1 protein-coding gene is annotated in these 544 nt (G+C 44.3%); it reads right to left on the bottom strand.

Going from position 1 to position 544, the window contains the following annotated elements; all coding sequences use genetic code 11:
* Positions 1–175: 175 nt before the first annotated feature.
* Positions 176–544: hypothetical protein (locus tag A3761_RS26885; protein WP_068749880.1), on the bottom strand; the 369-nt coding region annotated here is incomplete at its 5' end.

Below are 544 nucleotides of genomic sequence, written 5' to 3'. Positions count from 1 at the left end.
AGGCCTTGTTGTTGTATCTCGGTGCCTGCTTTCTCATAGCAAATAGATAACTTCTTCAGGCACAGCTCTAGCGCAGCATCCCCTAACGCACTAAAAGGCGGGCACTGTGATAGAAATTGTTTCTTATCATCTAGCTCCATAAACTTATGACCCTGTATTCAAACGGCGCAAGCCTCTACCAATCATCTCTGGGAAAAATCGTGTCATACTGGAAAAACGTTGTTTCTGTGCTGCCGTAAAATGTGGTCGAATTTGCTAACATCGCCACTCGTAATTCATTCTTATCATCAATTGGGCCTTGTAGTGAGATAGCCCACTGCTCTCCCGCATCATCTGATTTTTCTAACATTAGCGGCTGAGCATCTTTATTTTGTTCACTAACCAAAGCAACTTGTGCTCCCTGTAAAGGGTGATTTGATCGCGCTTTTAGAACTGGCTGACTACCGCCAGTTTGTACCAGCTGAAACTTAACTTCTAAATCCCCATTTCTAAAGGTACATTGCCCGCTCTGATAACGACAGTTAGACCTGGCCACCATGGCATA

The sequence above is a fragment of the Oleiphilus sp. HI0123 genome, assembly GCF_001635315.1.
Note: the sequence above shows the minus strand (reverse complement) of the source record. Positions and strands in the feature narration are given on the sequence as shown.